This is a genomic window from Staphylococcus sp. HMSC056G08 (assembly GCF_001812305.1).
Taxonomy (GTDB): Bacteria; Bacillota; Bacilli; order Staphylococcales; family Staphylococcaceae; genus Staphylococcus; species Staphylococcus simulans.
Genome location: NZ_KV808486.1, coordinates 1 through 7,249 on the forward strand (window position 1 = coordinate 1; position 7,249 = coordinate 7,249).

The 7,249-nt window shown below is 27.5% G+C and carries 4 protein-coding genes and 1 pseudogene; 2 read left to right on the forward strand and 3 right to left on the reverse strand.

All coding sequences use genetic code 11. From position 1 onward, the window contains the following. Positions 1–197, forward strand: a 197-nt coding sequence (locus HMPREF2846_RS08155) for an LPXTG cell wall anchor domain-containing protein (protein ID WP_049390043.1), incomplete at its 5' end; no start/stop codon positions are given. A gap of 123 nt (positions 198–320) precedes the next feature. After that, positions 321–1,937: a hypothetical protein gene (locus HMPREF2846_RS08160; RefSeq protein WP_000393940.1), complete on the forward strand. Its 1,617-nt coding sequence runs from the start codon at positions 321–323 to the stop codon at positions 1,935–1,937. 159 nt (positions 1,938–2,096) lie between these two features. On the opposite strand, the gene HMPREF2846_RS08165 is transcribed toward HMPREF2846_RS08160, so the two are convergent. The 3 genes and pseudogenes from HMPREF2846_RS08165 to HMPREF2846_RS14205 form a co-directional block, all read right to left on the reverse strand. Further along, the gene (locus tag HMPREF2846_RS08165; RefSeq protein WP_000640645.1) at positions 2,097–3,608 is read right to left on the reverse strand and encodes a glycosyltransferase family 4 protein; all 1,512 of its coding nucleotides are present in this window, start codon (positions 3,606–3,608) and stop codon (positions 2,097–2,099) included. Positions 3,609–3,630: 22 nt separating this feature from the next. Beyond that, positions 3,631–5,682 carry a Mur ligase family protein gene (locus HMPREF2846_RS08170; RefSeq protein ID WP_070626402.1) on the reverse strand — a complete coding sequence of 684 codons (2,052 nt, stop codon included), beginning with the start codon at positions 5,680–5,682 and terminating at the stop codon, positions 3,631–3,633. 876 nt (positions 5,683–6,558) lie between these two features. After that, positions 6,559–7,082, reverse strand: a pseudogene (locus tag HMPREF2846_RS14205) (transposase); the annotation flags it as partial. Positions 7,083–7,249: the final 167 nt, after the last annotated feature.

The window sequence follows — 7,249 nt, forward strand, 5'->3', positions numbered from 1 at the left end:
ACTCTGATGCGGACAGCGATTCAGACGCAGATAGAGATCATAATGACAAAACAGATAAACCAAATAATAAAGAGTTACCAGATACTGGTAATGATGCTCAAAATAATGGCACATTATTTGGTTCACTATTCGCTGCGCTTGGAGGATTATTCTTAGTTGGCAGACGTCGTAAAAACAAAAATAATGAAGAAAAATAATATTTAAACTTCATAATTTTGGGTAAAATTTAAAACCAGGCCTTACATGGCCTGGTTTTATTTTAAATACTATGATATAAATTAATGGAAATAGGACAAATATATAAAAATAAGGAGGAAACAATGGAATTTGAACATAAATTAGAGAAATTAATATCTGAAGTAAATAATAAGACTGAAATTAATAATTATGTTTTTTTTAGTTTAGGTAAGTCAAGTGTTAAAGCACAGGTTAAGTTATTAAAAAAAACTAATTATCTCAAACAAGATATTTCAAAATTGGCACTTAAATTTAAAAAGAAATCTGGGGAATTTCCTGAGTGGATTAAATTAGATATTGTAACCTCGACTGAAAAAATATTATTTAAAGAATTAAAAAAAACACTGATCAATACAAGAAGAAATTATGTAGATTTTGGTATAGCATTTGATAGTCAATGGAATTTTGCAGTATTACCTGAAGAAATTAACGCGAATGCTTTTGTTCGACCAGATAATACTACTAAAGAGTTATTTCTTTCGGAAAAAAACATCAATAATTATTTACGCAAATATACTACAAATAAAAAGGCATTTTCTAGTGAGTTCTATAATGAAAAAGAAGTTATTAAATTCTATACACAAGGTTTCTTTATAGGTGATGAAGAAGTACATGAACTATATAGCGAAGGCTATAAAAAAGGTTTAAGAAAAGTAAATGATTTAAATAATGAAATTGATCAATTAATTGAAAGTAGTACTAATTTCTTACAAAATATGTTGTTAGATAATGGTAAATATATTTATGGATATTTTCCTCATTTTGATAATGAAATTGGATTCTACAATGTTTTAAGACACTCTTCTTCTACTTATGCCTTAATTGAGGGTCTGTCCTATTTAGGTAAAAGCTTACAACCTGTTGAAAAAGCAATTGATTATATCATTTTAAATCAACTGTTTGAGATTGGTGATAAAGCCTATATCTTTGATGATACAGAGGAAGCAAATGAAATCAAATTAGGACAAAATGCTTCATTTATATTCGCAGTTTGTGAATATTTAAAGCATGAAGATAATCCTAAATTTCTTGAGTCAGCTCAGAAAGTGGCTAAAGGTATTCTTTCAATGATAGATGAAGATACATATGAGACAACTCACTTATTGAATTATCCTGATTTAAGCGTAAAAGAGAAGTTTAGAATTATTTATTACGATGGTGAAGCAGCGCTTGCTTTATTGAGATTGTATCAAAAGGATGAAAATGAACTATGGCTAAAAACTGTAGAAAATTTGATGGACCGTTTCATTGAGAAGAAATATTGGCAATATCATGATCATTGGTTAGGATATTGTACGAATGAATTAGTTCAAATTAATCCACAAGACAAATATTTTGAATTTGGAATCAAAAATGTGAATAATTACTTAGATTATATTAAAAATCGTGAAACAACATTTCCAACATTCTTAGAAATGTTAATGGCCACATATAGATTAGTTCAAAAAGCGAAAGATACGGGTCGCGAGGAATTGGTAAACAATTTAATAGATGAACAATATTTGATAGATGTAATTAATATTAGAGCAGATTATCAAAGAGTTGGATTCTTTTATCCTGAAATTGCTATGTATTTTAAAAACCCATCAAGAATACTAGGAAGTTTCTTTATTAAACACCACGGTTATCGTGTTCGAATTGATGATATCGAACATTATTTATCTGGATATGTACAATATCAGCTTGCATTTAATAGGTAAAATAAGTATTTGAAATTTAAATTAATGACTTACAAAAAATGGTTGATTTACATAAAAACGAAATCAACCATTTTTAATTTGCTCTTTAATAATTATTTTTCATATAACTAAAATTCTAATTTCATAAAGAATAACTGAAAAAACTAAACAACATGTGAGCTATTCATAACTTGAATTAATTGTAGAAAATCTATCTTCCCATAACTTCATAACAATTTTACTTGAAAAAGCTTTAGAGTGCTTGATACATTCTTGAGAAAAAGTATCTCTTAAAGTCTTATCTAATAATAGGTTTCGCACTCGATTATATAATTCATCTTTATCATTTTTGTTAATTAAATAACCATTTTCATTATTTAATATTAATTCGGAAGGACCATACTTCGAATTATAGCCAACTGGAGGTATGCCTTCAGTTATAGTTTCTAATAAACCTAAATTAAATCCTTCCATATTACTAGTAATTAGAGACATATAAGCATCTTGAATCTCAGCACTTAAATTTCTTCTAAACCCTCGTAAAAACACATTGTTTTCTAAATTATATTCAGTGATTAGTTGCTTGTATTTTTCTTCTTCTTTACCAAACCCATACAAATGTAGTTGGATGTTAGGAAATTCTTTAATTAATTTAGAAACTAATTCAATTTGATGATTCAACTGTTTTTCAGGAGAATAACGTGCAACGGAAATAATTTTATTATTATTTATACTATGATTATTTCTTTTTAAATTAGTAAAATGTTCATCAATATATCCTACTGGTATAGTATGAACAGGGATTTCATTATTTATTCGAGCTGATATATCCAATTGTTGCTGTTTAGTCGATACAATTATCCCAGAGTATCTATTTAGATTGTTAAAAACATGTTTATAAGTATTTTTGATGTCCGATTCATATACCATGTCAATATTCTTGACATGAGTACTATGCAAAACAGCTAAAACAGGTATTGTTTCACTAGTATTATTGAATATTGGTGCAGTATTTATATTTTTATCACTCAGGAAAATATCTCCATTTTTATACAATTTTTCAATTGCAAATGCTAGTAATTCCTGATCATTATTAAAATACTTAAGTTGAGAATCGGTGTTATAAATAATAAGTTGTGATTGTGAATTTTCAAGTTCTGGATTAAAAAATTTTTGGAACTTTATAGTACCTTCAGGAGTGTAATAATGTTCACAAACTACTTTTTGATTTGTTGTTAAAGTTCTTGAACAACTTAAAAAGCCTCTTGAATCATATAGATCTCGACGTATTTTACGTTGATTTACATCAAAATGATTTATGTAATCCAAATGTTGGTAATTACTATCATTAAAATGGACATACATTCTATAGTTGCTTTTTTCATATATCTTTATATCATTGGTATTTTCAATAAATTTTAGTGTATAATTACACTCTTTAGTCCAATGAGTGATCCAGTCCTTATGGATGCTTTTTATATTTATACTGTCTTGTAGCACATCATATAAGCTTAATATATCGTCATCTTCAATTTGAAATAGACTTGCATTAAAATGTAAACGAGGTGACCACGATGCAAAAATCAATTTACTAGTTATCGAGTGATTTTTAAATAAGTTGTGTCTATTAATCATCGCTTTTTCAATTCCGGTTAATTTATTTCCTAACCTATTCCCTACTGAATATATCATTTTAATTCAACCTCATTTTTTGTTATTTATTATTTAGTTTATTTTTAATTTCATTTAAGTTTGGGTAAGAGGTAAATATAATAAATTTATCTTTATCTTTTATAATACCGCTATTATATTTCCTGCCAATAATTATTTCGTTAGTAAATTTAAATAGGGTATTTTTATATGCTTTTAAAATTTTAAATAAGTCGTCAACAGTGAAGTTTTGTCGTTCTCTCATAGTATGACGTCCAGTTAAATTTATTGCTACAGAATTTGAAAGACTTAAATGTTCTATTTTTGAATTGATATATTCATCGCGCTTTGGACCGTTTTCAAATAAATACTTAGATAATTCATAAGAAGGTGTATACATAGGTGAATTAAGCATGGCTTTCATCAATTCGTAAGTTGTCGTTTCTTTTCCTTCATAATAAAGTTTGTTATTTGTTGCCCAGTTAGCAATAAAAATAGTATCTTCTGATACATTATCATCTATAGCTTTTAAATAATTAAAGATAGGGCCTAAGCCTTCAATTGTACCTGAATGTTCTCTGTTATGAGATTCAATGACATTATAATTTTCATCAATAATCATATAACTGCGACCGTTCAAGGATTGACCATCAAATAAAGAAGTGTTCGAATTATTAATATTATATTTATTTAATTTCTCAGGTAATTCTTTTGCTAATTTTGGAAATTCTGTACCACCTGCTGATGATTTTAATAGAGTTAATGAATCTGGTTTATTTAGGTACAATAAATCTTTTTCTAATAGATGTCTATTAGAATACCATGTTATATTTTTGCTTTTTACTCCTGTAACGACACTCTTTAAAGCATCATCCATACATAGAATATAATCTGCATTACTATTTTCTAGAACATCAACTAATTGCAAATGCAATGATTTAGAGTGCTTACCTAAGTCACTAATTTGCCCAATCGCAATAATTTTATTACCTTTAAAAAATTTTGTTTGAGTATTAAATGCTTTTATAGCATTAATCATTGCTGGTAATGAAGCGTTGTGTGTATCATCTATTAAGTTAACTTTATAGTTAGGTGTTTCAACTTCTTTTAGGTTTAAAACTTTTTCAAATGGTTTAAATGTACTTAAGTTCTCTAAGGCTCTTTCTAGTGGTATATCTAAATGCGATAATGTAGCAAATGTGGCTAGAGAGTTTTCAACCATACCGTCACTTATTGAATTAATTCTATAAGTATATTTTTGTCCGTTAAAATCAATTGTTATAACTGTATAGCCTTTACTATATTGAATAGATTTAGGACAAATTGTTGCGCTAGAGTCATGTGTACTATAAGTAATAACATTACTTGTATTTTGTTTGGCGCGTTCGATTAATATATCTGAATGTAATGTATCTTTATTAATTATTGCTACTCCCTCAGGAGTTAAACCATCAAAAATACTTGCTTTCACTTCTACAATATTTAGAATATCTTTAAATGTAGACATATGAGCAGCATCTATACCAGTAACTATAGCAATATTTGGTTTTATTAAATATGATGAATTACCAACTGCATTTAATGCGTTTAATGATACTTCTAAAACAGCAAAATTTGGTTGTCTAATCATTTTGCATAATAATAAATATACTGCGGATCTTATGTTATTATTAAATCTATTTTGAAGAGGATAATAATCTTTAAGACCAGCACTTATCAGCATTCTAGTTGAACTTTTTCCCATTGATCCTGTTATAGCAACAACAGGGTGTTTATACTGTAGTCTCATTTCTTCAGCTAATTTAGTTAGTGTGTTTGCAGAATCATTGATAACTAATTGAGGAGTTTTAAACTTCATGTCAGGAACATAGGTTTCAGTAATAATTAATCCTAAATCTTCCTTATCCTTCTTTATATATTCATTACCTTCTTTTGCGTTTGCATCTCTACCAAAACGTCTCCATGTATGCTTATTGGGCGATATGTAGGCTGTGCTTTTATTATGAATAAAGGGGAACCAATTCTCAAAATTATTTATAACATTGTCCTCTTTACCTTCAGCATCAAGGAGATTACCTCCTAAAATATTATGAAGTTCTTTAATTGTTAATGACATTTTGTACTCCTTTATAAAATGTAAAATTGTGTTTAATTTCTAAATATATATATAGTATAGCATGTTGATATACTGAAATGATTTGAAAAATTTTTGAAACTTAATGACTTATATATTCATATTAGTTTAAAATTCGATACTATTCCATAATGATGGAATGTGATGTATATGATTAATCAATATACATCACATTTCATTTAATGCAACTATTGCACAAGTTAATAGTATATTTAAAAATAGGTTAGTGAGATTGATTAATTATTGATTATGTTGGTATCAATGAAAGCTTGGAAGAAGGGCTTAAAAATATAAAAACTTGGATAAATCACAATACAATCATAGACACAGATAAGTTCGTCAATCTGTTAATGAATTATGATGTGATAGAGTTAAGTGAGGATAAATGTTAACGTTTTATTAAAACAGTCACAGAATTAGATAGAGCATTTGCAATTTGTGCTACTGAACTTATAATCTAAGAGCTCAATAGTGAAATTGTCTTTTTTAAAGTTGTTAAAGCATAAATTTGTTGAATTATTACAGAAAAAGATCGAAATTTAGTTACTGCTAATGGAACGGCAGCATTAGAGTTTGCCGAACTCATTTTAAAAGGACTTGAATTTGATAGTAAAGAAAATATTGAAAGGCAAATCTATATGTATCAAAGAGGCTTCTATGAGTATTGTAATAAGTATGGCAATCCTTATCAATAATTAAAAACCGCATCATTATCTGATACGCAGAAGCGTACCACAAATAAAACTAAAAAAATGAATATTATAATGATATATTAACAATTAAAAGTTTGAACTTTTTTGGCAATGATGTTAAGGCAAAAATGTATTGAAGAAAGTTAAGAGTTTGGGACATAAAGTTCTAGGATAAGTGAAAAAAGACAATTTCTATTGAAGTAATATAAAAATTGTCTTTTTTATAATTTTTTTGATTATTTTCAGATCGTTGAGCTGTTACATTTCTTATATTAAGTGCCATCAGCACAAATTCTAGTTCTCTTTTGTCTTTTTTATTCCTCGAACGGACATTCGAGTGAAATCCAAAATGGCCTTAATAAATCCAAAAAACAGGCTCCACATCAACTTTTTTTGACTGTAGATGGTTTTTGTTTTTGATTTGAAGTTTATACTTTATACATTGGTGTTTCAGAGGACATTCTGAACAATCATCACATTCATATAATTTAAAGTCTCGTTTAAAAACTATATTTATCATGGCTATAGGCATATCTTTTAAATCCTAGTCTTTTATTATTCGGACAAGTGAATTCATCGTTAATTTCGTCATAATCCCCATTTTGAGTATTAAGAAATGTCACTTTTATATTTTTTAGTTTTATCTTTTATAAACATTTCATAAGTTATGAGTGGCATTCGATTAAAATGATAGAATGCTTTAGAGTCTTTATTCATCCTTGACTCAGGTTTTGAATACTATTTTTCCATACAAATGTATATCGATTGGCATTTGCCTCAACTTTCGTATCATCAATAAAAATGGCTTGATCATCTATAAGATGGTTCTGTTGCAAAGTTGAATTTATAGTATAATT

What these genes read in the sequence shown, in the direction of transcription:
- HMPREF2846_RS08160 (WP_000393940.1), top strand. Translation starts at nt 321, where the DNA reads ATGGAATTTGAACATAAATTAGAGAAATTAATATCTGAAGTAAATAAT.
- HMPREF2846_RS08165 (WP_000640645.1), bottom strand. Translation starts at nt 3,608, where the DNA reads ATGATATATTCAGTAGGGAATAGGTTAGGAAATAAATTAACCGGAATT.
- HMPREF2846_RS08170 (WP_070626402.1), bottom strand. Translation starts at nt 5,682, where the DNA reads ATGTCATTAACAATTAAAGAACTTCATAATATTTTAGGAGGTAATCTC.